Annotated in this window: 23 protein-coding genes; 20 read left to right on the plus strand and 3 right to left on the minus strand. The window is 60.9% G+C overall.

Annotated elements, in window-relative coordinates:
- Positions 1-140 precede the first annotated feature (140 nt).
- The 9 genes from LNV08_RS06540 to LNV08_RS06575 all read left to right on the plus strand — a co-directional run bounded on the left by LNV08_RS06540 (position 141) and on the right by LNV08_RS06575 (position 7,048).
- Positions 141-1,433, plus strand: a complete 1,293-nt coding sequence (locus LNV08_RS06540; protein ID WP_263532860.1) for a tyrosine-type recombinase/integrase — start codon at positions 141-143, stop codon at positions 1,431-1,433.
- Positions 1,430-2,020, plus strand: a complete 591-nt coding sequence (locus tag LNV08_RS06545; RefSeq protein ID WP_263532861.1) for a hypothetical protein — start codon at positions 1,430-1,432, stop codon at positions 2,018-2,020. The genes LNV08_RS06540 and LNV08_RS06545 overlap by 4 nt, the downstream gene beginning before the upstream one ends.
- 129 nt (positions 2,021-2,149) lie before the next feature.
- On the plus strand, positions 2,150-2,305 hold the full coding sequence (locus tag LNV08_RS23130) for a helix-turn-helix transcriptional regulator (RefSeq protein ID WP_414858694.1): 156 nt from the start codon (positions 2,150-2,152) through the stop codon (positions 2,303-2,305).
- Positions 2,306-2,315: 10 nt separating this feature from the next.
- On the plus strand, positions 2,316-2,618 hold the full coding sequence (locus LNV08_RS06550; RefSeq protein WP_414858688.1) for a hypothetical protein: 303 nt from the start codon (positions 2,316-2,318) through the stop codon (positions 2,616-2,618).
- Complete coding sequence (locus tag LNV08_RS06555; RefSeq protein ID WP_263532863.1) at positions 2,611-2,898, plus strand: hypothetical protein; 288 nt, start codon at positions 2,611-2,613, stop codon at positions 2,896-2,898. The genes LNV08_RS06550 and LNV08_RS06555 overlap by 8 nt, the downstream gene beginning before the upstream one ends.
- 76 nt (positions 2,899-2,974) lie before the next feature.
- Positions 2,975-3,253, plus strand: coding sequence for a hypothetical protein (locus LNV08_RS06560; protein WP_263532864.1), 279 nt, complete (start codon positions 2,975-2,977; stop codon positions 3,251-3,253).
- The gene (locus LNV08_RS06565; RefSeq protein ID WP_263532865.1) at positions 3,222-4,064 is read left to right on the plus strand and encodes a hypothetical protein; all 843 of its coding nucleotides are present in this window, start codon (positions 3,222-3,224) and stop codon (positions 4,062-4,064) included. The genes LNV08_RS06560 and LNV08_RS06565 overlap by 32 nt, the downstream gene beginning before the upstream one ends.
- A gap of 686 nt (positions 4,065-4,750) precedes the next feature.
- On the plus strand, positions 4,751-6,124 hold the full coding sequence (locus LNV08_RS06570) for a hypothetical protein (RefSeq protein ID WP_263532866.1): 1,374 nt from the start codon (positions 4,751-4,753) through the stop codon (positions 6,122-6,124).
- A 66-nt stretch (positions 6,125-6,190) separates the two neighbouring features.
- The gene (locus tag LNV08_RS06575) at positions 6,191-7,048 is read left to right on the plus strand and encodes a DNA adenine methylase (RefSeq protein ID WP_263532867.1); all 858 of its coding nucleotides are present in this window, start codon (positions 6,191-6,193) and stop codon (positions 7,046-7,048) included.
- Positions 7,049-8,053: 1,005 nt separating this feature from the next.
- On the opposite strand, the gene LNV08_RS06580 is transcribed toward LNV08_RS06575, so the two are convergent.
- A complete protein-coding gene (locus LNV08_RS06580) occupies positions 8,054-9,412 on the minus strand; it encodes a PLP-dependent aminotransferase family protein (RefSeq protein ID WP_263532868.1) in 1,359 nt (452 codons plus the stop codon).
- 109 nt (positions 9,413-9,521) lie between these two features.
- On the opposite strand from LNV08_RS06580, the gene LNV08_RS06585 reads away from it, so the two are divergent.
- The 5 genes from LNV08_RS06585 to LNV08_RS06605 all read left to right on the plus strand — a co-directional run bounded on the left by LNV08_RS06585 (position 9,522) and on the right by LNV08_RS06605 (position 14,062).
- Entirely contained in the window at positions 9,522-10,409 is an 888-nt protein-coding gene (locus LNV08_RS06585; protein WP_263532869.1) for a DMT family transporter, read from the plus strand.
- Between the two features lie 406 nt (positions 10,410-10,815).
- On the plus strand, positions 10,816-11,595 hold the full coding sequence (locus LNV08_RS06590; protein ID WP_263532870.1) for an SDR family NAD(P)-dependent oxidoreductase: 780 nt from the start codon (positions 10,816-10,818) through the stop codon (positions 11,593-11,595).
- Between the two features lie 37 nt (positions 11,596-11,632).
- On the plus strand, positions 11,633-12,328 hold the full coding sequence (locus LNV08_RS06595) for a cupin domain-containing protein (protein WP_263532871.1): 696 nt from the start codon (positions 11,633-11,635) through the stop codon (positions 12,326-12,328).
- Between the two features lie 55 nt (positions 12,329-12,383).
- Positions 12,384-12,968 carry a TetR/AcrR family transcriptional regulator gene (locus tag LNV08_RS06600; protein ID WP_263532872.1) on the plus strand — a complete coding sequence of 195 codons (585 nt, stop codon included), beginning with the start codon at positions 12,384-12,386 and terminating at the stop codon, positions 12,966-12,968.
- A complete protein-coding gene (locus LNV08_RS06605) occupies positions 12,965-14,062 on the plus strand; it encodes a flavin monoamine oxidase family protein (protein WP_263532873.1) in 1,098 nt (365 codons plus the stop codon). The genes LNV08_RS06600 and LNV08_RS06605 overlap by 4 nt, the downstream gene beginning before the upstream one ends.
- 1 nt (position 14,063) lies before the next feature.
- Here LNV08_RS06605 and katG read toward each other — a convergent pair whose 3' ends face one another.
- Positions 14,064-16,262 carry a catalase/peroxidase HPI gene (gene katG, locus LNV08_RS06610; protein ID WP_263532874.1) on the minus strand — a complete coding sequence of 733 codons (2,199 nt, stop codon included), beginning with the start codon at positions 16,260-16,262 and terminating at the stop codon, positions 14,064-14,066.
- Between the two features lie 382 nt (positions 16,263-16,644).
- On the opposite strand from katG, the gene LNV08_RS06615 reads away from it, so the two are divergent.
- From LNV08_RS06615 to LNV08_RS06625, 3 genes are all read left to right on the plus strand, one after another.
- The gene (locus tag LNV08_RS06615; RefSeq protein ID WP_263532875.1) at positions 16,645-20,250 is read left to right on the plus strand and encodes an alpha-1,6-glucosidase domain-containing protein; all 3,606 of its coding nucleotides are present in this window, start codon (positions 16,645-16,647) and stop codon (positions 20,248-20,250) included.
- Positions 20,251-20,261: 11 nt separating this feature from the next.
- Complete coding sequence (locus tag LNV08_RS06620; protein ID WP_263532876.1) at positions 20,262-20,834, plus strand: PEP-CTERM sorting domain-containing protein; 573 nt, start codon at positions 20,262-20,264, stop codon at positions 20,832-20,834.
- Between the two features lie 158 nt (positions 20,835-20,992).
- The gene (locus LNV08_RS06625; RefSeq protein WP_263532877.1) at positions 20,993-21,277 is read left to right on the plus strand and encodes a hypothetical protein; all 285 of its coding nucleotides are present in this window, start codon (positions 20,993-20,995) and stop codon (positions 21,275-21,277) included.
- A 109-nt stretch (positions 21,278-21,386) separates the two neighbouring features.
- On the opposite strand, the gene LNV08_RS06630 is transcribed toward LNV08_RS06625, so the two are convergent.
- Positions 21,387-22,193, minus strand: a complete 807-nt coding sequence (locus tag LNV08_RS06630; RefSeq protein ID WP_263532878.1) for an exodeoxyribonuclease III — start codon at positions 22,191-22,193, stop codon at positions 21,387-21,389.
- A gap of 307 nt (positions 22,194-22,500) precedes the next feature.
- Here LNV08_RS06630 and LNV08_RS06635 point away from each other — a divergent pair, with 307 nt between their 5' ends.
- The 3 genes from LNV08_RS06635 (at position 22,501) to LNV08_RS06645 (ending at position 26,323) form a co-directional block, all read left to right on the plus strand.
- On the plus strand, positions 22,501-24,804 hold the full coding sequence (locus tag LNV08_RS06635; RefSeq protein ID WP_263532879.1) for a TonB-dependent receptor: 2,304 nt from the start codon (positions 22,501-22,503) through the stop codon (positions 24,802-24,804).
- A 140-nt stretch (positions 24,805-24,944) separates the two neighbouring features.
- Positions 24,945-25,622, plus strand: coding sequence for an orotate phosphoribosyltransferase (gene pyrE / locus LNV08_RS06640; protein WP_263532880.1), 678 nt, complete (start codon positions 24,945-24,947; stop codon positions 25,620-25,622).
- Positions 25,622-26,323 carry a hypothetical protein gene (locus LNV08_RS06645; RefSeq protein ID WP_263532881.1) on the plus strand — a complete coding sequence of 234 codons (702 nt, stop codon included), beginning with the start codon at positions 25,622-25,624 and terminating at the stop codon, positions 26,321-26,323. The genes pyrE and LNV08_RS06645 overlap by 1 nt, the downstream gene beginning before the upstream one ends.
- Positions 26,324-26,327: the final 4 nt, after the last annotated feature.

Genomic DNA, 26,327 nt, shown 5'->3' on the forward strand with positions numbered 1-26,327 from the left:
CCCTTGAGAATCAACGCTCTAGGGCTTTTTTGTTGTTCGGCGGTGTGCGGGTAAGTGCGGCAGCATCCGGCTTGAAGTGCGGGTAGCTGTACGGGTAGCTGAGTTACCCTGTTGGCCTGTTACCCGCAAATAGGCCCGTCATGCCACTTCCCGACGCAGCAGATAGCAACGCCAAGCCCAACAAGAAATCCAGCAAGCTGACCGATGCGGCAGTTCGCAACGTCAAGCCCGGCGAAAAAACCCGCAAGCTGACCGATTCTGCGGGGCTCTACCTGGAGGTGCGTCCCGAGGGCGGCAAGTGGTGGCGCTTGCGCTATCGCTTTGAGGGGCGGGAACAGCTACTTTCGCTTGGCACTTATCCCGGCGTGAGCTTGGGCGAGGCCCGAAGCAAGCGAGACGAAACGCGCAAGCTCTTGGCTGCTGGTGCTGATCCGTCCTTGGCCCGCAAGGCGGCCAAGTCGGCCAGAGCCGGTGAAGTTGCCAACAACTTCGAGGCCATCGCGCGGGAGTGGTACGCAGTCAAACGAGACGACTGGTCGGCCAGCTATGGCGAAAAGATCATCGCCCGGTTTGATGCTGACGTGTTCCCATACATCGGGCGACGGCCAGTGTCAGAGGTGACGCCTCCTGAATTGCTGGACATGCTTCGACGCATCGAACGGCGGGGGGTGATCGAAACGGCCCATCGAGCCCGTGAGAATTGCTCCCAGGTCTTCCGTTATGCGGTGGCCACCGGCCGGGCCATCAGCGATCCCGCCCGCGATTTGAAGGACGCCTTGAAGACCCCGGTGGTGAAGCACTTCCCCGCTATCACCAAGCCCGAGCGGCTGGCCGATCTGTTGCGGGCCTGCGCTGGCTATGCGGGAACGCCCGTAGTGCGTACCGCCTTGCTGTTGGCTCCTATGTTGCTGCTGCGCCCTGGAGAGTTGCGGCACGCGCAGTGGGCCGAGTTCGATCTAGACGCGGCGACGTGGATGGTGCCGGCCGCTCGCATGAAGCGAGAGAAGGCCGGCAAGCTCCAAGGTGCGCCTCACGTGGTGCCCCTTCCAGCGCAAGCGGTAGAGGCTCTTCGCGAACTGGAGCCGCTGACCGGTCGCAATGCCTATGTGTTCCGAGGCGAGCGCCATCATGATCGGCCGATGAGTGAGAACACGGTAAACGCGGCGTTACGGGCGATGGGCTTTGCGGCCGAGGAAGTGACCGGCCACGGCTTTAGAGCCACGGCCCGAACCATGATGGTGGAGCGGCTGGGCGTGGATGAGTCGGTGATTGAGGCGCAGCTAGCGCACAGTGTCAAGGACAGCCTAGGCCGGGCCTACAACCGGACGGAGTTCATAGAGCAGCGCCGCGCCATGATGCAAACTTGGGCCGACTACTTGGACAAGCTGCGGCAGGGTGCGGAAGTCGTGTCCATTGCCGGGCGGGCAGCATGAAAAACAAAAAGAAGCCAAAGCGGCGTGTTGCCCCTGTGCTGAATACGCGTGACGGAGAAGAACTAGGCATACGTCTGGAATACGGAATCGCCTGTCTTGAGCGCGGCCTACCCTTCAGTCCGTTCCCCACTGATCAAGAAGACCAAATCGAAGCTGTTCGAGAATTAGTCTTGCGTCTGCTCCGTTCAGGGATGGCAAGTGCGGCCCTTCAAGCAAGATTGGCCGACTTGATCGAGCAGACCCCCGCCCCGGATTTGCCTGCGACTCTTTCTTTTCGATTGCCGAAACGGCGCAAGGACTTCGCGAAAAGGTTGGCAACGTTCGAAGCTTACTTTTATTGCTATGAAAAGACGGGCGATATGAAACGTTCAGTGATCGCGGCGTATGAAAAGCACTTCGGTGCCGGATCGTTTCAGGCCGACAGTCGCATTGAGGATTCCGAGAACGATAAGTGGAGTTACAAAGACATTGCTTGCACGACCGCATCTAAAAGAACGCTGCACACGATCAAGCCGCTGCTCAAGGGTTCGCCTCATCCATTACCTCGGCCTGAACGTCTATTGCGACTGCTAGGCTTTGCTGTTTAAGAGCGATTAGACGGCCGCAATCGCTCTCAAGCAGTTCAAGACCTATTCGGCGACAGTGGGACTTCAGCAACCACTAAAGGACCCGAAAAAATGAACGAAGCAGAAACGCTTCTCAGAATCACTGAGGTGATGGCAAGGATCCGGATCGGAAAAACGACGCTTTATGCGCTCCAGCGTGAGGGACGTTTTCCAAGAAGTTTGGTTTTATCGCGACGCTGCGTGGCATGGCGAGCAAGTGAAGTTCAAGCCTGGATTGCATCCCGTGTTCATAGCAGCAATGAATGAGGGCACAGAGATGAGCATAAACGCACCCTCTACCAGTCGTGCTGGCGCTGGTGTCCAGCAGCCAGATTTGGCCATCACCGACGCCAACGCACTCGCCAATCTTCTTGAGGCCGCGCAACATTTCGACTTTCGACATATGGGCGGCGTCACGTTTTACACGGGGGTGGACGGTCTTGGGCCGTTCTTGGCGACGCTCGAAAATGACGGCCATCAAGCCGCAGTCTTCCGCCGACACAGCTTTGACGACTTCGAGCGAGTAACTTCCGCAGACGGTCAGCAGCGCAAAAATTGGGAAGGCCACGGCCATGACTGAGACAAGCCGAACAAAAGTGAAGCGCGACCATATGAAGTGGATTGAGCAATACACCCAGCAAGCCCGGGATCGTGTGCAGGGCCTTCGTGATGACCCAAAGACCGACCCAAAGCACCAGGAGGGGGTAGAGGCCCTGCTGAAGATCATTGACCCCGATTTCTTCGCTGTACCGGCCGAATCGCCGCTAGAACGTGAAGACCCGGGGTACGTAATCGAAGGCGACTACCAATACCCGCCCTTCATCCCAGATGACGAAGTATTAGAGGACGAACGCGGCTAGTACCGCTCAAGTACCAGAGTATTTGAGCGGCATATTGCAACAGCGCCAGCAGGCGAACCACAACCAAAAGACCCAAATGCAAGTTCACCAAATCGACAAACAGCAACTCTCCGACACGCTCCAACAGTCGGAAATTCTTTCCCAGCTCGAAGGCATCGGCTCCACTACCTACTTACTGCGCTATCAAGGGCAAGATATTTTGATTCACCATGAGCACGGTGAGGAGCAGGCTGGTTTGATCTATCAAGACAGCAGCCAACTTCCCGAGGGTGGCTCCCTGCATGATCAGGCCAGAGCGGCAAGAGCGGCAAGAGCGGCCATGCGTGAAGACCGTGTTGTCGTCTGCGCACCCTGACAAGACGGCCGCCACAGAAGGCCCTGCCAGCCCGGCAGGGCCTGACGCGCCAAAGGTGCTATCAGTCCCTCAGTTGAAAGCGATACGGGGCAGCAGCAGCGCCAGTGCTACGGCCGACTTCAAGCGCCGCACCGACACACTTGCGACGGATGCAACACAAACCCTAGTGGTGAGGGTAGAGACGGCAGCAGACCCGCTGGTGCTATGGGCACTACACCTTGAGCTTGATAAACGCGACGTGCCGCCGTGCGTTCGCTGGCCAGCCAATGAAGGCGATGGCGGGCAACTTGAATTCATCACGTTCTTGGCCGATCTACTTTGGATATGCAAACGCAACCCCGGACACATTACCAACTTCAGGGGCTGGCGGGGCGCCTTCAAGCATTCACCCGACAGCGAAGCATGGCATGCCATCGCCCATCGCCAATACATATGGCTCATAAAGCGCGGCAGCCTGTCGCATCAATGTGCAAAAGGGCTGGCGCTGGTTGACGGTCAGCGGCTGGATTTGATGGTTCTGCAAACCAACTCAATGCAGGCCGAGCGCCGGAAGCTTCAGACAAGAGAGTTTGAAGTCATTCGGGTGGCATTGCAGAGGCATGCCCTTCTGAAGCCAGACAGGTCCAAGCGCATGACACCAACGAAAAGCGCCGAACGCCGCGCCAAGGTGTGGCGCGTGTACTTGCTTTCAGGGCGCCGCCAAACCGCTATGGCGGCGAATTGGCGACTCCTGACCGGCGAGACTGTGAGTAGGCAGGCGCTCATGAAGACGGTGGTAACTGTCGCCAGCGTCTTGCGCGTCAAAGTGTGAGCCCCGGCACGAACTGTGTCTTCCTGCTCTATGGATGGTGCCTGCTGACCATAGGTCAGCATGAACATTGCAACCTCTTGGATCTAGCAGCCATGCGGGGTTTAGAGGTTGCAATTTTCAGCAAGCGATCAGGTTGCAAGACAGTTGACCAATTGCAACCTCACCGCGTCACATTGAAGGGGCCGATCTGACCCCCTTAATTTGACCACCGGCAAACCCCGCACCTTGCACCCCTTAGCCAAATATTCATAACTCTCAAGCCCTTCGATAGTAATTTTTTGGGCAATCCAGCGAAACGACCTTATAGCGCCCTATAAGACTTTTGACCCCGGCATGCCCATCGTGCTGTCTTAAATGACTATTCAGCCGAAAATTGCCAAACACTATGGGCAGACTTGCAGTTTGGCCCCGAAGCCACGGCACTGTATGGAAAAGCGGCTCTATGGGGGGGCTTTTTTAGGATCGTTTCGCGCAACAGAATGTCAGTGGATATTCAGCGTAACCGCATGAAAATGTCTCGAAAATTGGGTGAAGACTACACAACTTGTGCAGAGATGCGCTGTTTTTCGTCTTCCCCGATACCTTGTTATGAAAGGGCTTCGCGGTCATGTACGATCCAGAACAAATTTGGGGGCCATTGCAGCCCTACTGCGGGAACAGCCGGCAGATAACGGGAGAGTACAAGAATGGCGAGTAAGCAGGGGAAAAGCGTCTCTGTTGTGGCAGGGAGTGGGTATGCACTTGTTTCGTCAAACTTTGTGCATCTTGATGGTGAGAACCCCCGGCATAAATCGCTAGAGCGGGATGCTGAGATGATTGCAGCCCTTTGCGACGCGCAGCTCGTCGCACTGGCTACAGATATTGCCAAGCTAGGCGCCCTCAGTCCGCTTGAAGTTTTGGGGGTTGTCGCGTTGGAGGGCCAACCGGGGCACTTTGTCGCCGTAGAAGGGAATCGGCGAACTTGCTCGGTTTTGCTGCTGTCAGATCCGAACCGCGCGCCAACCCCGGAGTTTCGCGAGGTCTTTAAGAAGTTGGCCCGCGCGGCAAACATCCCAAGGGAGCTTCAAGTTTATGTTTTTCCCAATCGTCAAGCGGCGCAGCCGTGGATCGATCGCCGTCACCTAGGAGGGCAAGGGGGCGTTGGCACTCGTGAATGGGACAACACCGCTAAGGCCCGTGTTGCTGCTCGCTCATCGGCAAACACAACTGCGAAAGCCGACGTGCTTGCCTTTGCAGTTGTTGAGCGTCTCTTTGCTCTTGGGCTGCTAAGCCCTGAACAGCATGGACAGGTGAGTCTCACGACTCTATCTCGCTACTTAAACAATGCGAGCCGGCGCGCCATCCTTGGGCTTAAGGGTCTTGATAGCGAAAACCAGCTTGTCTACACCCATGACGAAGCCGAGGTTGATTCCGTGCTGCGCAAGTTGGTTTTGGACAGCCTGCCACGCAGCGACGACAAAGTTCCCTTGGTCAATTCGCGCTCAAAGGCTGCAGACAGTGATAACTACGTGCAGGGCCTTGCCGCGCAGGGCTTGGTGCCATCTACCCGTCTACCTGAACCCGCTCCAGCGAAAGTCCCGGCTGCCTCTCCATTAGCGACCAAAACCGCCCCAAAGGCGCGTAGTTCGATAAACCAAGCCAATCGAAACAAGCTAATGTTGCCGAGTTTTACCGTACAGAGTACTGACAGCGCACTGATGCGGCTTAGATCGGAGATGCTAGCGTTGCAGATTGAAGGTTATGAATATGCAGCGAATTACTTATTGCGTGCGTTCATTGAGCGCGTATTGATTCTCTATTTTCGCCGCCAAGATCCCCAACGCAAGTACGTTTCCGACTTGGAACTTTGCCGCCTCTGCGCAGCCGACGCTTTACAAGCAAAGGCGCCTCGGAAAGTTCAGCAGGTGCTGGATCAAGCGATCGCTCCCAGTCCGGTGGCTCATAGTCTTCACACGCTTGGAACTGCGGTGCATTTGGGCACGGTGCCGGTACGTCGGCAACTCGTTGCAGTTTTTGATACTTGGGAGAGTGCTTTGAGGTACATGCTTGACGCACACTGATACGAATACCAGCTACATCTCTCTGATGTCGTTAGGCCTAAAGCGACCGCGTTACATTGATTCGACATGCCGATAACCGACTCCCCGCTCCGCTACCCTGGCGGTAAGACCCAGCTAGCCCCATTTGTCCTTGACTTGGCTCGCGCAAATGGAGTTTTGCGAGGTGTGTACGCTGAACCATTCGCAGGAGGGGCCGGCATAGCATGGCGGCTTCTACTGAACGGTGATATGACGGAAGTTTGGCTCAACGATATTGACCCGGCAATCTCAGCTTTCTGGCAAGCTGTTGTACGCGAGCCTGACCCACTCTGCGAGCGCATAGTTAAGGTCGAAATCACCATGGAGGAATGGACGCGACAGCGTGTAATCCTTCTTGATAAGCACGCGAGTATTCAAGACAAGGCGTTTGCCACTTTATTTTTGAACCGCACAAATAGGTCGGGAATTTTGAAGGGCGGGGTCATAGGCGGGAAGGATCAAACTGGCAACTACAAGCTGGATTGTCGATTCAATCGTGATGAGTTGATTCAAAAAATACGCCGAATTCATGCGTATCGGGATGTGATTCAACTAAGTCAACTTGACGCAGAGGAATGCCTGCGCGATTGGAACCACAGGCTTCCGAAACGTGCCTTGTTGAATATTGACCCACCGTATTTCGCACAGGGGCGCGACCTGTACCTGAGTTTTTACGAGCCAGACGACCATGCTCGGCTGGCCAAACTCGTCCGAAAGTTGAAGTGCCCATGGATGCTGACCTACGACGACGTTCCAGAGATTGAACGGCTGTATTCAGGTATGCCAACTTATCGCAAAGGCTTGACGTACTACGCCCAAGTTAAGCGCAAAGCTTCAGAATTGTTAGTGCTTTCAAGGGGGCTGGTCGCCCCAGTTGAACTTAACGAATGCGAAGCGAGAGCGTAAATCCAAAGCGAGGACGCTACTTAGGCATTTTCTGGAGGGTGGATTCGGGTTTTTTTGCAAAAATATTGCGGCCGAGCACTCACAGGGGTATTCACCCCAATTTGAGGGTAACTTTGAGGGTAGTTTTTTTTTTATGAATGCTGGATGCTATTGTTCATCGATGTTGTCAGTCATCTTTCGATAGAGCCCCAGCCACCAGAATAAATCCCTTGCTAATCAACGAGTTAGCGAAGCGGAACACAGAAAGCGGCCCCTCAAAAGGTCGCTTTTTTGCTTTCCGGGGATGATTTGTGTCACTTTTTGTGGCGCTGAGGTTGGAGAGGCGCTGCGGCTCACTGCGCTTGATTGCGCAGGACTGCGGACCAGCAAGGGTTGCAGCTTCTAGGCTCGACCTCTGTCTGGGACCGTGATTGGCTCGCCGCAACGCTTCTTTGTTCGATCCTTGGCTGGTGAATTTCCGTTTTTCGGCGCAATAGGTGCAGAAAACGGATAAAAGTCTTGGCGGAGTTTTCTACACGCATCTTGTTCAACTACTGGATGTGTGTCATGAATAAACCTTACAAGCGTGGAAAAACTTGGTCGATCCGATCCCGAGCCAAAGGCGTCGATGTAAACCTCAAAGGCTACAGTACCGCTAAGGAAGCCGAAGGTGCGATGCGAAAGCATCTTGACAAGCTCGACGACCTCGGCAGGCCGCAGAAGCGCGGACCTACCCTCACCACAATGGCCCAAGGGCTGCAGGACTACGGCCTGGAGAAGCTTCGCCTTCTCAAGGGAGCGCCGCAAGAGGCCAACCGCATCAACAAATACTTGCGTGCTGCGGGACTTGAAACCCTGGTGCTCGAAAAGGTCCTGCCAGAAGCCGCACGTGACGCTGACGGTGGCGACACCCCAGTGAGCCTGGGCTCAAATGGGGACTCACGGAGGATGATTGATCGGCCTGAGCCGAGCAGGCACATTCCGCCCGAAAATACGGGCGCGAGCGGGAATCGTGCAGTTCAGCCCTTACACCCCATACGGATCAATCTCCCCAATCACCTCAGCCACTTTGGCCAGCGCGCTGTGCAGCCTAGGCAGCTCCACCGAGCCCAAGGCCAGGCGGATCGCATGCGGGACCTGCGCCGAGGTGGCATAAGGCTCGGCGGTGGAGACCGAGATCCTTTCGCGCAGCAAGGCCATCGCGACTTGCTCGGCGCGTATGTCTTCCCCCAGCGGCAGCCACAGGAAGTAGGAGGCTGGGTGGCAGACTCGCTTGAGTTTGCCCAAGAGCCGGGCGGCGACTTGCTGGCGCGCGCGCGCATCCTGGCGCTTGGCGGCCTCCAGGCGGGCGACGGTGCCGTCGGCCAGCCAGCCGCAGGCGATGGCGGTCATCAGGCCCGGCGTGTTCCAGGTCGTGGCCCTGATCGCGCGCTCGAGCTGGGCCACCGAGGCGGGCGGTGCGACAACATACCCGACCCGCAGCCCCGTGGCCACGCTCTTGGAGAAGCCGGACACGTAGACCGTTATGTCCGGTGCCAAGGCCGCCAAGGGCGCGGGCGCGTCTTCGATCAAGAAAGCATAGGCTGCGTCTTCGATGATGAGCAGGCCGTGCCGGCGCGCTACCGCCACCAAGTCCTGCCGGCGGCTGCTGCTCATCACCCAGCCCAAGGGGTTGTGCAGCGTCGGCATGGTGTAGATCGCCTTGACCTTGCGGCGCTTGCACAGCGCGTCCAGCGCATCCGGGTCGGGGCCTTGACCCGCCGCCGGCAGCGCCACCAACTCCAGGCGATGCGCGTCGGCCAGCAGCTTGAAGCCGGGATAACTCAAAGCATCAACGGCGACCACATCGCCGGCTTGCAGCAAGGCCATCACGGTGATTGCCAGGCCATGCTGCGCCCCATCGACCAGCAGCACCTGTTCGCCCGCCGCGTTCAGGCCGCTGGCGGCAAGATGCCGCGCCACCGCTGCGCGCTCATGCGGGCGCCCGCCATGCGGTTGGTAGCGCAGCAAAGCCTCCAGGTCGCCGCCCGAGGCGATTTCGCGCAAGGAGGCCCGCAGCAATTCGGCCTGACCGGGCAGTGACGGGTAGTTGAAGCTCAAGTCCACCATGTCGGTGGCCGCCGCGTGCTGGTAGGCCTGTGGATCGATCAGACCATGGCCGCGCGGCAGCGCGGTTTCGCGCACAAAAGTTCCGCGGCCGGTTTCCCCGCTGACCAGACCCATCGCCCCTAACTCCGCATACACGCGGCTTGCGGTCATCAAGGCCAACCCTTCGCTGGCGGCGAGCCGCCGGTGCGTGGGCAAACGCGTGCCGGGCGGCATGCGGCCGGCGCGAATATCGGCGGCGAAGCGATCGACCACCTGCTTGTACCGGGCTTGAACCATAGGCAATGTATCTATGACAATTATTTGATTGTCCTGATTGTGATGCCTAGACTGGCGGCTTACAAGCGCTACCGCAGACCTGGGCGCTGGCACTGAATGGAGAAGTCAATTGACGCTGCCGCAAACCCCAACAACAAAATCTTCCAGCAGCGGCTGGCTCAACGGCTTTATCGGCGTACTGATCTTCAGCGCTTCCTTGCCGGCGACCCGGCTGGCGGTGCAGGAGTTTTCGCCCTTCTTTCTGACCGCAGCCCGCGCCAGCATCGCCGGCCTGCTGGCGCTGTGCTTGCTGCTGCTCTTCAAGGAAAAGCGGCCGGCCAGGCATCAGCTGGGGCCTTTGGCCATCGTCGCGGCCGGCGTTGTGCTGGGCTTTCCGTTGCTGACGGCCTTGGCGCTGCAATATGTGACTTCCGCGCATTCCATCGTCTTCCTGGGCCTGTTGCCGCTCGCTACCGCCAGCTTTGGGGTGTGGCGCGGGGGTGAGCGTCCGCGCCCGGCTTTTTGGGTTTTCTCGGTCTTGGGCAGCTTGCTGGTGGTGGGTTTTGCCTTGTCGCAAGGGCTGACGGCCTCTCCGGCGGGAGACCTGTTGATGTTGCTGGCCATACTCGTGTGCGGACTTGGCTACGCAGAAGGCGCCAAGCTGTCGCGCACGCTGGGCGGCTGGCAGGTGATTTCTTGGGCCTTGGTGCTGGCGCTGCCGCTGATGGCGCTGTTGAGCTGGTTCAAAGCGCCGCCCGACTTCACCGGCATCACCACTCCTGCCTGGCTCAGCCTGGCCTATGTCTCGGTCTTCAGCATGTTGATCGGCTTTGTGTTCTGGTATCGCGGCCTGGCGCAAGGCGGCATTGCCGCCGTCGGCCAGCTGCAACTGCTGCAGCCCTTCTTTGGGCTGGCGCTGGCAGCCACGCTGCTGGACGAGCAGGTCAGCCCGTTGATGCTGGGCGTCACGGTGGCGGTGATTCTTTGCGTGGCGGGATCGAGAAAGTTTGGCCGCTAGGAGCCTGTCGGACTTGGGGCGGCGAAAGCGAGAATCGGCCCCAGCCAGGACAGTTGGTGCCGGATTTGCGGCCCCATAGCCCGGCTATGGGGCAAAAAGACGGTGCCGAATGGACGGCTGCGGTCGGTTCGCAGCCGCCGCTCCCCAAGTCCGACAGGCTCCTATGGCGGCGAGCTGGGCCGGGTTTGCGTGCGCGCCCCTGGCTTTTTATCGTCTAGGCTTGCGTGCTGCGAAATTTTGCTTAAAATACTGACCTATTGGTTGGTTTGTATTTTAATGGCTGGCAACATAGCGAGTGCCATCAAGCAAAGACCAAATAGCTGGCAGGCAATTCCTGCGGAATTTGCTTGCTGTTTTTTTGAAGCAACTACCTACCAAGTAGTAGGTACATTTTCTGGAGGATGCAATGACTACAACATTCACTGGCAAAAAGCTCTTGGTCGTCGGCGGCAGCAGCGGCATCGGCTTGGAAACCGCACGCCTGGTGCTGGAGCAGGGCGGCCGGGTGCTCATTGTTGGCCATCGGGCGGACAAGCTCGAAGCAGCGCACCGCATGCTCGCCGAGCTGGGCGAGGTAACGTCGCTGAGTGCCGACCTGAGCACAGCCGCTGGTGTGGATCGCCTGCTTCAAACCCTGGATGCCGAGCACCGGGACATTGATCTGCTCGTCAATGCCGCCGGCGTGTTCTTCCCCAAGCCCTTCCTGGAACATAGCCACGCCGACTACGACCAGTACATGAACCTGAACCGCGCCTTCTTCTTTCTGACGCAAAAAGTCGTGCAGAACATGGTGGCGTCCGGCCGCAAGGGCGCCATCGTCAACATCGGTTCGATGTGGGGCAAGCAGGCGATCCAGGCGACGCCGTCGAGCGCCTATTCGATGGCCAAGGCCGGCCTGCATTCGCTCACCCAGCATTTGGCTATGGAGCTGGCCTCGCATGGCATCCGCGTCAACGCGGTGTCGCCGGCGGTGGTGCAGACGCCGATCTATGAGGGCTTCATTCCCAAGGCCGAGGTGCATGCGGCGCTGCAAGGCTTCAACAGCTTCCACCCAATCGGCCGCGTGGGCACGCCGCGCGAGGTAGCTGAGGCGATCGGCTTTTTGCTGTCAGACAAGGCCGGCTGGGTGACCGGGGCGGTCTGGGATGTGGACGGCGGCGTGATGGCCGGACGCAATGTGGCCTGAGGCCTTCTTGGCAATCGCTTGGAAGGATACTGGCCGGATGAATCATCTGAAGTTGCACAGCGACCTGACACAAGCCGTCGTGATCGACACGCAAACGCTGCCTTGGCTGCCCTCGCCGGCAGCCGGGGTGATGCGCAAACTGTTGCACCGCGATGGCGACGAGGTGGCGGTCGCCACCTCTTTGGTGCGTTATGCGCCGGGCTCCAAGTTTGATCGGCACACGCACGATAGGGGCGAGGAGTTCTTCGTGCTGGAGGGTGAGTTTGCCGATGAATATGGCCGTTATCCGGCGGGCTGCGCTGTGCGCAACCCCTGGGGTTCGTCCCATGCGCCGTTTACCGACGGCGGTTGCACCATCTTCGTCAAACTCAGGCAATTGCAGGCCGAGGACCAGCAGCGCCGGGTGATAGACACCCGCGCTGCGGCCTGGGAGCCGGGTCCGGCGGCCGGTATCGAGCTGATGCCACTCGGCGGCTTCGGCTTGGAGCAGACCAGCTTGGTGAAAATGGCCCAGGCGGCCAGCTTGCCTTGCGACGGCCATCAAGGAAGCCAGGGCGGCGCAGAGATCTTTGTCATCAGCGGTGAGCTCCAGCATGAGCAGCGCCACTACGGACCCGGCAACTGGTTGCGCCTGCCCGATGGCCATCAGCACCAGCCCCTATCAAGCGCACAAGGCTGTACCTACTGGCTCAAGACCGGTCATCTGCCGCCGACTTCCGTCGCTAGGCCTTGAAGCTCAGTTCCCTAGAATTCGTCTACCTATTGCTTGGTCAAGAACGCCAGATCCCATGAAACATTTCTCCGAACTGACGGCCTCGGCCGAGCGCATTGTGGATGCCGGCGAGGCGTTGATACAGCGCGTCGGCTACAACGGCTTCTCCTATGAAGACGTGGCGCAAATGGTCGGCATTCGCAAGCCCAGCATCCATCACCATTTCCCAACCAAGATCGAATTGGGCGTGGTGGTAGCGCAGCGCTACACCCACCGCTTTCGCCAGGCCTTGCTGCATATCGAAGGCACGCAGGCGCGCGCGCCGGAGCGCCTTTGCGCCTATGCCCAGTTGTTCGAGACGACCTATGCCGAAAACCGCCGCCTGTGCGTGTGCGGCATGTTGGGTGCCGAGTCCGACTCCTTGCCGGCCGAGATCAATGCCGAGGTGCGGCGGTTTTTTGAGGTCAATGTGACCTGGCTCGAGAGCGTGATTGCCCAAGGCCAGCAGGCCGGGACGGTGAATGTTGCTATCTCCGCGCCGGAATGGGCGCTGACCCTCTTGGGCGCGCTGGAGGGCGCGATGCTGGTGGGTCGCGGCCTGCAGTCGGGCCGGGGGCCGCGCCAAGTGATGGACACCTTATTGGTATCGATAGCGGCATGAGCGTGAGCGAGCACCTGAGCGTCGTCATCGGCGCCGGCCTGAGCGGCCTGCACGCTGCATGGCGGCTGCAAGTGGCGGGGCATGCGGTGATGCTGGTCGAGGCGCGGGAGCGCGTGGGCGGGCGCGTGCTCAGTGTGCCCGCGTCTAACGGCGCCGCACACCGGCTGGATCTGGGTCCGTCCTGGTACTGGCCCGAGATCAACCCGCTGATGAGTGCCTGGGTGCAGCGCTTGGGGCTAACAAGTTACCCGCAGCACACAGAAGGAGCCAGCTTGCTCGAAGGACCGGACGGGGCCGTGCGGCGCCTGGGCCACAGCTGGGAGCAGCAGCCGCGCTCGATGCGCATTGCCGGCGGCATGGCCGCATTGGTGGAAGGTATTCAAGGCTTGTTGACGCGGGTGCAGTGGCTGCCGGGGACGCAGGTCGAGGCCTTGCGGCTGCGGCCCGAAGGCGGCGTCGATCTGCATTTGAGCCAGGGCGAGCGCCGCTGGCTGCAGCGTGCCGCGCGCGTCATCAGCAGCTTGCCGCCGCGCTTGCTGGCCGAGCTGTCGGCCGAGCCCGCTTGGCCGCTGACAACAGCGCAGGGCTGGCGCCTTACGCCGACCTGGATGGCCGGCCAGGCCAAGTTTGTCGCGGTCTATGAACAGGCCTTTTGGCGCGAAGCCGGCCTCTCGGGCGCGGCCGGCAGCCAACGCGGGCCTATGGTGGAGATCCATGACGCCTCTGACGGCGCCGGCCAGCAGGCCGCGCTATTTGGCTTTCTGGGTGTGCCGCCGTCTTACCGGCAAGGCATGGGCGAGGCAGAGCTGCGCCAGCAATCCCTGGCCCAGCTCGCCCGTCTGTTCGGCCCGCAGGCCGAAACGCCCTTGTGGTCGGCCGTGCAGGATTGGGCGCAAGAGCCGTTCACGGCTGATGCGCTGGACCACAGGCCGCTCAGCCAACATCCGGTTTACAGCGCGCCGAATGTGCCGGCCGAATGGCGCGGGCGCCTCTGGCTGGCCGGCACCGAGTTCGCACCGCAGTCGGGCGGGTTCTTGGAAGGCGCGCTGGAAGCGGCGGAGCAGGTGGCCGCTGACCTGCTCCGCGGGTCCTGAATCAAGCCAGATCGAAACGGTCCAGATTCATCACCTTGGTCCAGGCCGCGACGAAGTCCTGCACGAATTTCGGGCCCGAGTCACTGCAGCCGTAAACCTCGGCCAGCGCGCGCAGCTGCGAGTTGGAGCCGAACACCAGGTCAACCACGGTGGCCGTCCATTTCAACTCGTTCGTGCTGCGATCTCGCCCTTCCAACACGCCATCGGCGCTGGCGGACTTTTGCCACTGCGTGCGCATATCGAGCAAGTTGACAAAGTAGTCGTTGCTCAGGGTTTCGGGCCGCGCGGTGAAGACGCCGTGCTGGGTCTGCGCCACGTTTGCATTCAACACGCGCAAGCCGCCGATCAGCACCGTCAGCTCGGGCGCCGTCAGCGTCAGCAACTGCGCCTTGTCCAGCAGCAGTTCGGCGCTCACGCCGGCCAGACCGGGGCGGGCATAGTTGCGGAAACCATCGGCGGCGGGCTCCAGATAGGCGAATGAGGCTGCATCGGTCTCCTGCTGCGTGGCATCCATGCGACCGGGCGCAAACGGCACGCTCACGTCTTGGCCGGCCTGCTTGGCGGCCGCTTCAATGGCCGCATTGCCGCCCAGCACGATCAGATCGGCAAGTGAGATCTTCTTGCCTTGGGGCCTGTGAGACGCATTGAACTCGGCCTGAATCGCTTCTAGCTTGCTCAGCACCGCAGCCAACTCGGCCGGCTGATTGACGGCCCAATCCTTTTGCGGCGCCAGGCGGATGCGCGCACCATTGGCGCCGCCGCGCTTGTCGCTGCCACGAAAGGTCGAGGCCGAGGCCCAGGCGGTGTTGACCAGTTGGCCAATGCTCAAGCCGCTGCCGAGCAGCTTGAGCTTCAGACCAGCGATGTCTTGCGCGTTGACCAAGGCGTGGTCGACAGCCGGAATCGGGTCTTGCCAGATCAATACTTCTTGTGGCACGAGAGCGCCGAGATAGCGTGCGCGTGGCCCCATATCGCGGTGCGTCAGCTTGAACCAGGCGCGGGCAAAGGCGTCGGCGAAGGCGGTCGGATCTTGGTGGAAGCGGCGAGAAATTTTCTCGTAGGCCGGGTCCATGCGCAGCGACAGGTCGGCCGTGGTCATCATCGGCGGGTGCTTTTTGGCCGGGTCATGCGCGTCCGGAATCATGTGCTCGGGCTTGACGTTCTGGGCGACCCATTGATGGGCACCGGCCGGGCTTTTAGCTAGCGCCCACTCGTAGCCGAACAGCATGTCGAAATAGCCGTTATCCCAGGTCGTCGGATTGGGCTTCCAAGCGCCCTCGATGCCGCTGGTGGTGGTGTGCACGCCCTTGCCCGAACCCAATTTATTGATCCAGCCCAGGCCTTGCTGCTCCAGCGGGCCGGCCTCGGGCTCGGGGCCGACCAAGGCGGGGTCACCCGCACCATGGGCCTTGCCGAAGGTGTGGCCGCCGGCGACCAAGGCGACGGTCTCTTCGTCATCCATGGCCATGCGGGCGAAAGTCTCGCGCACATCGCGGCCGGAGGCGACCGGATCAGGCACGCCGTTAGGCCCCTCCGGGTTCACATAGATCAGCCCCATCTGCACGGCGGCCAGCGGGTTCTCCAACTCACGATCGCCGCTGTAGCGCTTGTCACCCAGCCAGGTGCTTTCGGAACCCCAGTAAACGTCTTCCTCGGGTGCCCAGATGTCGGGGCGGCCGCCGGCAAAACCGAAGGTCTTGAAGCCCATTGATTCCAGCGCGATATTGCCGGCCAGGACGATCAGGTCGGCCCAAGAAAGCTGGCGGCCATATTTCTGCTTGATCGGCCAGAGCAGGCGGCGCGCCTTGTCCAAGTTGCCGTTGTCGGGCCAGCTGTTCAGCGGCGCAAAACGCTGGTTGCCGGTGCCCGCGCCGCCGCGGCCGTCGGTCACGCGATAGGTGCCGGCCGCATGCCAGGCCATGCGCACCATCAGGCCGCCGTAATGGCCCCAATCGGCCGGCCACCAGTCTTGCGAATCAGTCATCAAGGCGTGCAAGTCTTTGACAACCGCATTCAGATCCAAACGCTTGAATTCAGCGGCATAGTCAAAGTCCGCGCCCATCGGGTCGGACTGTGGCGAATGCTGATGCAGGATGCTCAGCTTGAGTTGATTCGGCCACCAATCGGCATTGGAGGGCGCGGCGGCTATTGCGTTGGGGCTGGCGTGGCCGGCGAAAGGGCATTTGGATTGTGCTGACATGGCTGGCTCCTGAGGATGTTTGTCATTGAAGTGCCTGTGCAGTTTAGGGTTTAGGACCCGAGCAGATGATGACTTTTGCCAATCGCAGTCATAGCCTGTTTTTTGTCGACCGACGCATGGTCTGGCCGGCCGGACTGACGCTGCCCGACTGCACAGGGCGCTTGTCCGGCAAGCCCTGCTTGTGCTCGGCAAGCCGAAAGTTTCGCGATTCAAATGACAAAACAATAAGAAGTAAAACTACATTGCTAGCGTCTTGTATTCAAATTCACCCCATGAAGTGCTTATAAATTCACGAATTTAGCTGTCGCGTCACCGGGATTACACCAACTTCCATATGTAGTTTTACTTCAGTACCATCCGCCAAACTTTTGGAGACACAGGCATGAATGCATGGCTAGGTGGTCGAGCGCGGCTGGCGCGGCGGGTGATTGGAGCGATGGCGATCGGCCTCAGTGGGCTGTTGGCCGGCTGCGGCGGAGGCAGTGCTGCGCAAGAGGCGCAGTCGGAGCCGATGAGCAGCGTCAGCGTCGCCGCTGTCCCAGAGAGCGGCGTCGAATTGCTGGCCGGTTTGCCGCAAACGGGGCAGACGACTGCGCGGGCCAAGATCGCCGCCGTGGCGACGACTGCCGCGCCCGCCACTTCGCTGCGCGTGCATTACCGCCGCGCCGACGGCAACCATGCTGGCTGGCAGCTCCACAGCTGGGGCGCCGCGCAAAGCCCGAACTGGAGCGCAGGCTGGAATGCTGCGGGCAGCGACGACTTCGGTGTCTATTACGACGTGCCACTGGCTGCGGCCACGGGTACGGTCGGCTTCTTGCTGCACAACGGCGACAACAAGGACAACGGTGGCGCCGATCAGAGTTATGTGCTGCAAGCCGGCGCCAACGAGATCTGGCGTCTGCAGGGCGACAGCAGCAACTACGCCAGCAATCCGTTGCTGCTGCCGGTGCCCGACATCAAGACCGTGCGCGTGCACTACAAGCGTTTTGATGGCGCCTACAACGCCTGGGGCTTGCATTTGTGGGGCAGCAATGGGATGAACCCGGCCGCCATGCCCGCCGGCGTCAACATCGACATCTGGAACCAGCCAGTGGCCTTGAGCGCGATGCCCGGCTACACGGCCGGCGACGGCGAAGTGGTGTTCGACATACCGGTGCTGAACCCGCAGGGTGATGTGAACCGCAAGGCCTTGGAATTCATCATCCACGGCATGCCGCCCAACGAGAACGACAAGGACGGCCGCGACAACAATATCCGCGTTGAATACGCCGCGCTGACCGTCAAAAACCAGATCGGCCATGTCTGGCTGCTTGAGCGTGACGCCATGGTTTACACCGCCCCGCCCGATCTGCGCCAGGTCTCTAGTACCGATGCGCGTGCCGTCTGGCTGAACAAGAGTTTGGTGAAATGGCCACGCGTGGCGGCCGCCGGCGTCGTGCGGCTCTACCACTCGGCAAGTGGCCAGATTGTGGTGGCTGCCGACAAGCCGGTCCAGGGCGCCGACGGCTTCATCACGCTGGATGCCTTCACCGGCAGCGTGCCCGCTGCCGATGCGCTGCGTTTCAAATATGTAGCCAACGGCGCGGTCTTCAATGTCCGCACGGCCGACTTGGCTCGCCTGCCTGAGCTGCACCAAAAGCAGCTCGTGCTGGTGCAAGAAGATGCCGAAGGCCGCGTGCAGAACGCCACCACCGCGCAGGTTGCAGGCGCCTTGGATGAGCTGTACGCGGCGGCCAGCCAGGTGCCCGACCTGGGTGCTGTGATCACCAACGGCAGCACCAGCTTCAAGCTTTGGGCGCCGACCGCGCAGGCGGTCTCCTTGGTGCTCACCTCGCCCGTCAACGGCTCGGCGCTGCTGAGCCGCACCAGCACCGAGCCAATGAGCCGCGACGCCGCCACCGGCGTGTGGCGCCTGGCCAAGCCTGGCCGCTTGCAAGGCGCCAGCTACCGCTACCAGGTGCAGGTGTTTGTGCGCGGTGTTGGCTTGGTGCGCAACCTCGTCACCGACCCCTACTCGCTCGGCCTCACGCTCGGCAGCCAGCAAAGCGTCGTGATGGACTTGGACGCCGCCACCACCAAGCCAGTCGGCTGGGATGCCGGCGCGCCGCCTGCGACCGTGGCCGCACCCTCGGACCTCAGCATCTACGAGTTGCATGTGCGTGACTTCTCGATCAACGACAGCAGCGTGCCTGCGGCCAAGCGGGGCAAATACCTCGCCTTCACCGAAGCCAATTCCAATGGCATGCGCCACCTCAGTGCCTTGGCCGCTGCGGGCCTGACCGATGTGCATCTGCTGCCGGTGTTCGACATTGCCAGCGTCAATGAAAAGAGCTGCCTAACGCCGATGCCAGCCGGAGCGCCGGACAGCGATGCGCAGCAGGCGACGGTGGCGGCCACGGCCGGCAGCGACTGCTTCAACTGGGGCTATGACCCCTTGCAGTTCAGCACGCCCGAGGGCAGCTACGCCAGCTCGGCCAGCGACCCGGTCGCCCGCGTCGTCGAGTTCCGCCGCATGGTGCAAGCGCTCAACTCCGCCGGCCTGCGCGTGGGCATGGACATGGTCTACAACCACACCAGCTCGTCCGGCCAGAACGCGAACTCGGTGCTCGACAAGGTCGTGCCCGGCTATTACTACCGACTCAATGCCAGCGGCGGCATCGAACGCTCGACCTGCTGCGAAAACACCGCCTCCGAGAATCTGATGATGGCCAAGCTGATGACCGACTCGGCCGTCACCTGGACGCGTGACTACCGCATCAGCTCGCTTCGCTTCGACATCATGGGCCACCATCCGCGCGCTGTCATCGAGGCGCTGAAGGCGCGCGTCAAGGTCGCCACGGGTCGCGAGGTGCAGATCCTCGGCGAAGGCTGGAACTTTGGCGAAGTGGCCAATGGTGCGCGCTTTGTGCAGGCCGAGATGCTGTCGCTCAACGGCTCCGGCATCGGCAGCTTCAACCCGCTGATCCGCGACGCGGTGCGCGGCGGCGGTTGCTGCGATTCGGGCGCGGGCCTGGTCGCCAACCAGGGCTATGTGAACGGCTTCTTCTATGACGCCAACCCCGCTGCCTCCGGCCAGAGCCGTGGCGAGCTGATGTGGCAGGCCGACCGCATCAAGGCTTCGCTGGCGGGCTCTATCCGCAGCTTTCAGATGCAAACGAGCTGGGACGCCATGCTGCGTCTGGAGCAGATCAATGTTGGCGGCATCCCCGCCGGTTGGGTGCTGGAACCCGGCGAAGTGGTCAATTATGTGGAGAACCACGACAACCTGACGCTGTTCGATAACAATGCCTTCAAGCTGCCCAGCAACACCAGCCATGAAGACCGTGCCCGCGTGCAAATCCTGGCGGCGGCGATCAACAGCTTCAGCCAGGGCGTGGCCTATTTCCATGCCGGCGTGGACATCTTGCGCAGCAAGTCGCTGGACAAGAACAGCTACGACAGCGGCGACTGGTTCAACCGCCTGGACTGGAGCTATGCCGACAATAACTTCGGCGTCGGCCTGCCGCCTGCGCGTGACAACGCCGACAACTGGAACCTGGCGCGCCCGCTGCTGAGCAATGCGCTGATCAAGCCGAGCGGGGCCGATATCGCCTGGACGCGGGATGCCTTCCGCGATCTGCTGCGCATCCGCAAGAGCACGACGCTGCTGCGTCTGCGCACGGCCGAGGACATCAAGGCTCGCTTGAGCTTCTTGAACACCGGCTCGGCTCAGGAGGCGACGGTCTTGGTCGGCCGCCTGAACGGCGTGGGCTATGCCGGCGCGAACTTCGAGGAGCTGGTCTATCTGATCAACGTCGACAAGACCGACAAGCAGTTGACGCTGCCAGCGTTGGCCGGCCGCGCGCTGGAGTTGCACCCGGTGCACAGCTCGGCTAACGCGGCCGATCAGCGTGCCCGCCAAGCCAGCTTTGACCGCGCAACCGGTGCCTTCAGCCTGCCGGCCCGCACCGCCGTGGTCTTCGTCGTTCGCTCCGCAGCATTGAAATAGAAACACACACCATGAACAAATTCCACCATTACAAGTTCCGCAACTTGGCCGCGACGGCCACCCTCGCCGCCGCGCTGCTCGCCAGCGCCGGCACGCAAGCCGCAAGCTTCAATATTGACGTCAGCGGCGCGCAGAGCATCAATTTGCAAGGCGAGGCCGGCAACACGGTCTGGCTCGTCGACATTGGCGCCAACGCCTTGCTGAGTTCGCTCGATTGGACGCTGCAGCTGAGTGCTTTCGCGCCCAGCAGCCTGGGCGATATGCAGGTCAGTTTCGGCAGCTCCAGCGGCTTGGATGCGATCACGCTGAGCCCGGCCCTGGGCGACAAATCAAGCGGTAAGGGCAGCTATGCCGGCGCACTCGACATGAGCCCCTATGGGATTGCTGCCGGTGCCGATGGCCTGCTGCGGATCGAGTTCAGTGAAGCTTACAAGGACGCGGCTGACGGCGTCGCCGAAGGCCAGTGGCTCGGCGGCAGCCTGGGTCTGGGTGTGACGGCTGCCGTGCCTGAGCCGGCCAACGCCGCGCTGGCGGCACTTGGCCTGGGCTTGCTTTTTGCTTGGCGGCGGCTGCGCGCCAGGTGATGCGGCGCTGATCCGCTGCGTCAGGTCTGCGTGCGGCAAACTCCTTCAGATAGGCCGCTGTGGCAATGTGCGCCATCGCACAGAGCAGGGTCTGGGGTCGGGCTAAATTGCTTTCAAGGCAATTGCCGATCCCGATCAAACCCAAAGGAGCCCCTGCCATGAACACACGCGACACCTATGTCCAGAAGATGAAGAACCAGCTCGACGCACTGAACGCGAAGATGGATGCGGTCGATGCGAAGGCCAAAGACGCCAAGGATGAAGCGCGCGCCAAGTACAGGGAAGAAGTGGCCAGTCTGCGCGCTCAATCCAAGGCGGCTGCCGCCAAGCTGGAGGACCTGAAGGCCGCGGGCGAAGACCGCTGGGATGCCTTGGTGGCCGACATGGACAAGATGCGCGACGCGTTTGTCCATTCCTTCAACTATTTCAAGTCGCAGGTCTGACTGAGTCATTGCCCTGCCCTGATTTTGGGTGAGTGTGGGCCAGCCCGGCGAGCCGGGATCGGTGCGCCCCTAGCCTGATAGGGGCGCGCTCTTCAGAATCCGACTTGCTTCACAAACTGAAGTCGTAGTCCACCGTCAGCGGCGCATGGTCGCTGAATTTCTGATCCTTGTAGATGCTTGCACTCCGGGCCAGAGCCGCGAGCTTTGGGGTCGCGAAGTGATAGTCCAGCCGCCAGCCTACGTTCTTGGCATAGGCTTGGCCGCGGTTGCTCCACCACGTGTAGCACTCGTCGGTGGTGTCGGGGTGCAGCTGACGATACACATCGACCAAGCTGCCCGGGCTTTGCTTATCGCCACTGCCGAAGAGCTGATCGAGCCAGGCGCGCTCCTCGGGCAGGAAGCCGGAGTTCTTCAGGTTGCCCTTCCAGTTCTTCAGGTCGGCTGGCCTGTGGGCGATGTTGACATCGGCCACCAGAATGAACTCGCGCTCCGCCTGCAGCGCTGCCAAATGCGGCGCCATCGCGGCCAGGAAGCGGTATTTGGCTTCTTGCCGCTCGGGCCCGCTGCTGCCGCTGGGGAAGTAGCAGCTGATCAGGCTGAGCTTGCGACCGGGCTTGTCGAAGCGTTTCTCGATATAGCGACCCTCGAAGTCGAATTCCTCAACACCGATGCCGGTGATGACATCGCTGGGCAGCTCGCGGGTGTAGAGGCCCACGCCCGAGTAGCCTTTTTTCTGCGCGTAGTGGAAGTGACCTTTGAGCTCGCCGGAGCTGCAAAAAGTGCCGGTCACATGTTCGTCTTGCGCCTTCACTTCTTGCACGCCCAGCGCGTCGGCTTTTTGCTCGGGCAACCAATCAAAAAAACCCTTGGTGGCGGCGGAACGGATGCCGTTCAGATTGGCTGTGATGAAGCGCATGGTGAAAAAAGGCAGGGTTGGGTGGCAATGGGCGCAGTATCGCAGGCGGCTGCGCCGCGCCTGGTCTCGATTGGTCTGCTGTGTTTTGACCACAAAGTCCTAGGGCAAACCCTTTTGAGGTGACTTTCATCGGAATGACTTGATAGATTCACGACTGCTCAGAAGGCAAACGTTTGCCGAAGCTCGATTCAGTGTCGAGACCAGGCCTACGCCCCGCTCGGATCATTGTTGGAGCGTCCCGTCCAAGATTTGGCCGCAAAGGCCCGAGATAGCCCGCTCTTTGAATCAACTCACCCGCAGGATTCCCATGAAAACCTTTGCTCTTAAACCCAGCCTGATGGCCCTTGCCTTGGCCGCCGCTTTCCCCATGCATGGCGCTCTGGCGCAGAGCGCAGACGCGCCCGCGACCGAAGCCAAGAAGGACACAACGACGCTCAACACCGTCATCGTCACCGGCAGCCGCCGGGTCGAGAACATCCGCGACGTGCCGATGTCGATCTCGGCCATCAAGGGCGAAGAGCTCGATGCCTACAACGCCAGCGGCCAAGACATCCGCGCGCTGTCGGGCCGGGTGCCCAGCCTGAACATCGAATCGGATTTCGGCCGCACCTTCCCGCGTTTTTATATCCGCGGCCTGGGCAATACCGACTTTGACTTGAATGCCTCGCAGCCTGTCGGCCTGGTCTATGACGATGTGGTGCAGGAAAGCCCGATGTTGAAAGGCTTCCCGGTTTTTGACGTGGAGCAGGTTGAGGTCTTGCGCGGCCCGCAGGGCACGCTCTTCGGCCGCAACTCACCGGCCGGCGTGATGAAGTTTGATTCGGTCAAGCCAGGCAAACGGTTTGAGGGTTATGTCAACACCGGTTTCGGCAACAACAATGCCTTCAATTTGGAAGCTGCGGTCAACACGCCCTTGGGTGAGGATTGGGCCGTGCGCGCCGCCGTGCTGATGCAGCGCGCCAGCGACCGTGTGCACAACCCGCTGCCCGGCGCCACTTCGGACCTGGAAGGCTATAACGACAAGGCCGCGCGTGTGCAGGCGGCCTACAAGAACGGTGGCTTTTACGCGCTGTTCAATCTGCGCGGCCGCGATTACGAAGGCAGCGCCACGACATTCCGCGCCAACATCATCAAGCGCGGCACGAATGACATCGTCGACGGCTTTGACGCCTCGAATTACCCGACCGACGGCTATAACGAGCAAACGCTGCGGTCCAAGGGCGTCAGCGCCCGTTTGCGCTGGGACTTGAGCGGCATGACGCTGCACTCGATCACGGCCTATGACACCGCCAAGTTTTACAGCCGCGGCGACGTGGACGGTGGTTTTGGCAGCCGCTTTGCCGGTATCCCCGACGGCCCGCGTTTCCCCGGCCAGCCCTCTGTCATTCCTTTTGACGCCCAGACGGCCGACGGCTTGCCCGAGCTGAAGCAAGCCACGCAAGAGTTCCGCCTGCAGTCCAATACCAGCGACGCGCTGCAGTGGATCGGCGGCCTGTATTTCTTCAAAGAGAAGATGACGGTTGACAGCTTCAACTTCGACTCCTTCTCGGCCGGCGACCCGCAAAACGGCTATGCCTACCAGCACCAGGATTCGACCTCCTGGGCCGCTTTCGGCAGCCTGAACTACGCCGTCAGCAATGATCTGAAAATTCGCGGTGGCCTGCGTTATACCGACGATAAAAAGGACTTTGACGCCGCCCGCACCCAGACCCCGTTCGGTGGCAAGAATGCCGGCCCGTTCACGGCCAATCCGCGCGCGACCGACTGGAGCTGGGACTTGAGTGCCAACTACACCGTGAACCAGGACACCTCGCTGTTCACCCGCGTGGCCACCGGCTACCGTGCCCCAAGTATCCAGGGCCGGGTATTGTTCGGAGATTCGATCTCGGTCGCTAACTCCGAAAAGGCGCTGTCCTTCGAAGCAGGCTTCAAGACCGATCTGCTGAATAAGACGGCGCGTATCAGCGGCACCGTGTTCAGCTACAAGGTCGATGATCTCCAACTGACGGCCGGCAGCGGCAGCGTCAATCAAAACCGCCTCGTGAACGCCAAGAAGGCGACCGGCCAGGGCTTTGAGCTGGATGCCCAAGCCATCATTGCGCGCGACTGGCGCACCTCGCTGGGCCTGAGCTACACCGACACCGAGATCAAGGACGACAAGCTCTTCGTCGCACCTTGCGGCAATGCGACCTTCCAATTCTTGGAGGCCAATACCGGCTGTACAGTGCAGAACAAGGTCAGTCCCGATGTCAAGGGCGTCGTGCTGATCGGCGGAAACCCGCTGCCGCGCGCGCCGAAGTGGATTGCCAACTGGACGCTGCGTTACAGCACCGAGCTGGCCGGCGGCGACGTCTATGTGTTGACCGACTGGGCCTATAAGGACGAGTACAACATGTTCCTGTACAAGGCGGCCGAGTACCGTGCCAAGTCGCTGTTAGAGGGTGGCCTGCGCGTCGGCTACGGCTGGAACAACTCCAAGTACGAAGTCTCGGCCTATGTGCGCAATATGACCAACGAGCAGCAAGTCGTGGCCGCGATCGACTTCAACAACCTGACCGGCATCATCAACGAGCCACGCAGCTATGGGCTGCAGTTCAAGGCAAGTTTCTAGAACTTGCGGGCTGGACCTTGCGGTACCCCGCAAGCTCCCGCCCCAACTGATTAGGCGCTTGTGCAAAGCCCGATCCTTCAGCGAGGATCGGGCTTTTTTTGGCCCCTACAATGTTTCGAAAGAACCCGCCTGAGCAGCCCATGACGACAGCTAAAACGCCCGAGCCACTTGCCCAAGAATTCGTTGCCTTCGCGGTTGAAGCCGGTGTGCTTCGCTTCGGCGAGTTCAAAACCAAGGCCGGCCGCCTGAGCCCGTATTTTTTCAACGCCGGCCTGTTTGACGATGGCGCCAAGCTGGGCCGGCTGGCGCAGTTTTATGCGCAGCGCCTGATCGCCTCCGGCTTGCAGTTCGACATGATTTTCGGCCCTGCCTACAAAGGCATCACGCTGGCTGCAGCCTTGTCAATCGAGCTGGCGCGACTCGGCCATAACAAGCCATTCGCCTACAACCGCAAGGAAGCCAAGGATCATGGCGAAGGCGGCACCCTGGTTGGTGCGCCCGTCCAGGGTCGTGTCTTGATCATTGATGACGTCATCTCCGCCGGCACCTCGGTGCGCGAATCTATCGCGATGATCACGGCTGCCGGCGCCACGCCTTGCGGCGTCACCATCGCGCTCGACCGGCAGGAAAAGGCCGTCGAGAACGGCGTCGACAGCCCCAAGTCGGCGGTGCAATATGTGACCGAACAATTGCACTTGCCGGTGATTGCCATCGCAGGCCTGAGTGATTTGTTGGAATTCTTGAAGACCACCAGCGACGTGCGGGTCACCGCCCATGCTGCTGCTGTGCAGGCTTACCGAGATCGTTACGGGGTCTGATGGGCAAACTCACCGCCTCCGTCCTGATGCTGATGCTGGCGCCCGGCTTGGCCTGGGCGCAGGCGGCCACGAGCACCTCCAAGCCCGGCATCTACACTTGCACGACGGCCGACGGCCGGCGCCTGACCTCGGATCGGCCGATCAGTGATTGCAGTGCGGTGGAGCAGCGGGTCTTGAATGCCGATGGTTCGCTGCGTTCGGTGCTGCCGGCAGCGATGTCGCCGGAGCAGCGCGCCGCGCATGAGGCGCGTGAGCGCAAGTTGGCGGCCGAGCGCTTGGCGCAACTGGACGCTGTACGGCGTGATCGCAACTTGATGATGCGCTACCCGGATGAAGCCGCGCATCAGCGCGCCCGGGCCAGCTCGCTGGATGACGCCAACAAGGCGCGGCTGATCTCGGAACGCCGTGTCAAGGATCTGGCATTGGAGCGCAAACCCTTGATGGACGAAGCCGAGTTTTACAAGGGCAAGCCCTTGCCGGCCAAGCTCAAGCAGCAGATGGACGCGAATGACGCCGCCGTCGACGCCCAAAAGCAGCTGATCGAGAATCAGAAAGCCGAGTTGGTGCGCATCGGGAGCCGCTACGACCTCGAATTGCAGCGTTTGAAGCGGCTGTGGGCCGGTGCTGCACCGGGCAGCCTGGGCAACTCGGGCAACTCGGGCAATGGGCCGGCGGACGCCGCAGCATCCGCCCCCCGTTGAACTC

Source organism: Paucibacter sp. TC2R-5 (assembly GCF_025717605.1).
Classification (GTDB): domain Bacteria; phylum Pseudomonadota; class Gammaproteobacteria; order Burkholderiales; family Burkholderiaceae_C; genus Paucibacter_A; species Paucibacter_A albus.

Excerpts from the sequence above, each read along its gene's own strand:
- LNV08_RS06540 (WP_263532860.1), top strand. The coding sequence starts at position 141 with ATGCCACTTCCCGACGCAGCAGATAGCAACGCCAAGCCCAACAAGAAA.
- LNV08_RS06545 (WP_263532861.1), top strand. The coding sequence starts at position 1,430 with ATGAAAAACAAAAAGAAGCCAAAGCGGCGTGTTGCCCCTGTGCTGAAT.
- LNV08_RS23130 (WP_414858694.1), top strand. The coding sequence starts at position 2,150 with ATGGCAAGGATCCGGATCGGAAAAACGACGCTTTATGCGCTCCAGCGT.
- LNV08_RS06550 (WP_414858688.1), top strand. The coding sequence starts at position 2,316 with ATGAGCATAAACGCACCCTCTACCAGTCGTGCTGGCGCTGGTGTCCAG.
- LNV08_RS06555 (WP_263532863.1), top strand. The coding sequence starts at position 2,611 with ATGACTGAGACAAGCCGAACAAAAGTGAAGCGCGACCATATGAAGTGG.
- LNV08_RS06560 (WP_263532864.1), top strand. The coding sequence starts at position 2,975 with ATGCAAGTTCACCAAATCGACAAACAGCAACTCTCCGACACGCTCCAA.
- LNV08_RS06570 (WP_263532866.1), top strand. The coding sequence starts at position 4,751 with ATGGCGAGTAAGCAGGGGAAAAGCGTCTCTGTTGTGGCAGGGAGTGGG.
- LNV08_RS06575 (WP_263532867.1), top strand. The coding sequence starts at position 6,191 with ATGCCGATAACCGACTCCCCGCTCCGCTACCCTGGCGGTAAGACCCAG.
- LNV08_RS06580 (WP_263532868.1), bottom strand. The coding sequence starts at position 9,412 with ATGGTTCAAGCCCGGTACAAGCAGGTGGTCGATCGCTTCGCCGCCGAT.
- LNV08_RS06590 (WP_263532870.1), top strand. The coding sequence starts at position 10,816 with ATGACTACAACATTCACTGGCAAAAAGCTCTTGGTCGTCGGCGGCAGC.
- LNV08_RS06595 (WP_263532871.1), top strand. The coding sequence starts at position 11,633 with ATGAATCATCTGAAGTTGCACAGCGACCTGACACAAGCCGTCGTGATC.
- LNV08_RS06600 (WP_263532872.1), top strand. The coding sequence starts at position 12,384 with ATGAAACATTTCTCCGAACTGACGGCCTCGGCCGAGCGCATTGTGGAT.
- LNV08_RS06605 (WP_263532873.1), top strand. The coding sequence starts at position 12,965 with ATGAGCGTGAGCGAGCACCTGAGCGTCGTCATCGGCGCCGGCCTGAGC.
- katG (WP_263532874.1), bottom strand. The coding sequence starts at position 16,262 with ATGTCAGCACAATCCAAATGCCCTTTCGCCGGCCACGCCAGCCCCAAC.
- LNV08_RS06615 (WP_263532875.1), top strand. The coding sequence starts at position 16,645 with ATGAATGCATGGCTAGGTGGTCGAGCGCGGCTGGCGCGGCGGGTGATT.
- LNV08_RS06620 (WP_263532876.1), top strand. The coding sequence starts at position 20,262 with ATGAACAAATTCCACCATTACAAGTTCCGCAACTTGGCCGCGACGGCC.
- LNV08_RS06625 (WP_263532877.1), top strand. The coding sequence starts at position 20,993 with ATGAACACACGCGACACCTATGTCCAGAAGATGAAGAACCAGCTCGAC.
- LNV08_RS06630 (WP_263532878.1), bottom strand. The coding sequence starts at position 22,193 with ATGCGCTTCATCACAGCCAATCTGAACGGCATCCGTTCCGCCGCCACC.
- LNV08_RS06635 (WP_263532879.1), top strand. The coding sequence starts at position 22,501 with ATGAAAACCTTTGCTCTTAAACCCAGCCTGATGGCCCTTGCCTTGGCC.
- pyrE (WP_263532880.1), top strand. The coding sequence starts at position 24,945 with ATGACGACAGCTAAAACGCCCGAGCCACTTGCCCAAGAATTCGTTGCC.
- LNV08_RS06645 (WP_263532881.1), top strand. The coding sequence starts at position 25,622 with ATGGGCAAACTCACCGCCTCCGTCCTGATGCTGATGCTGGCGCCCGGC.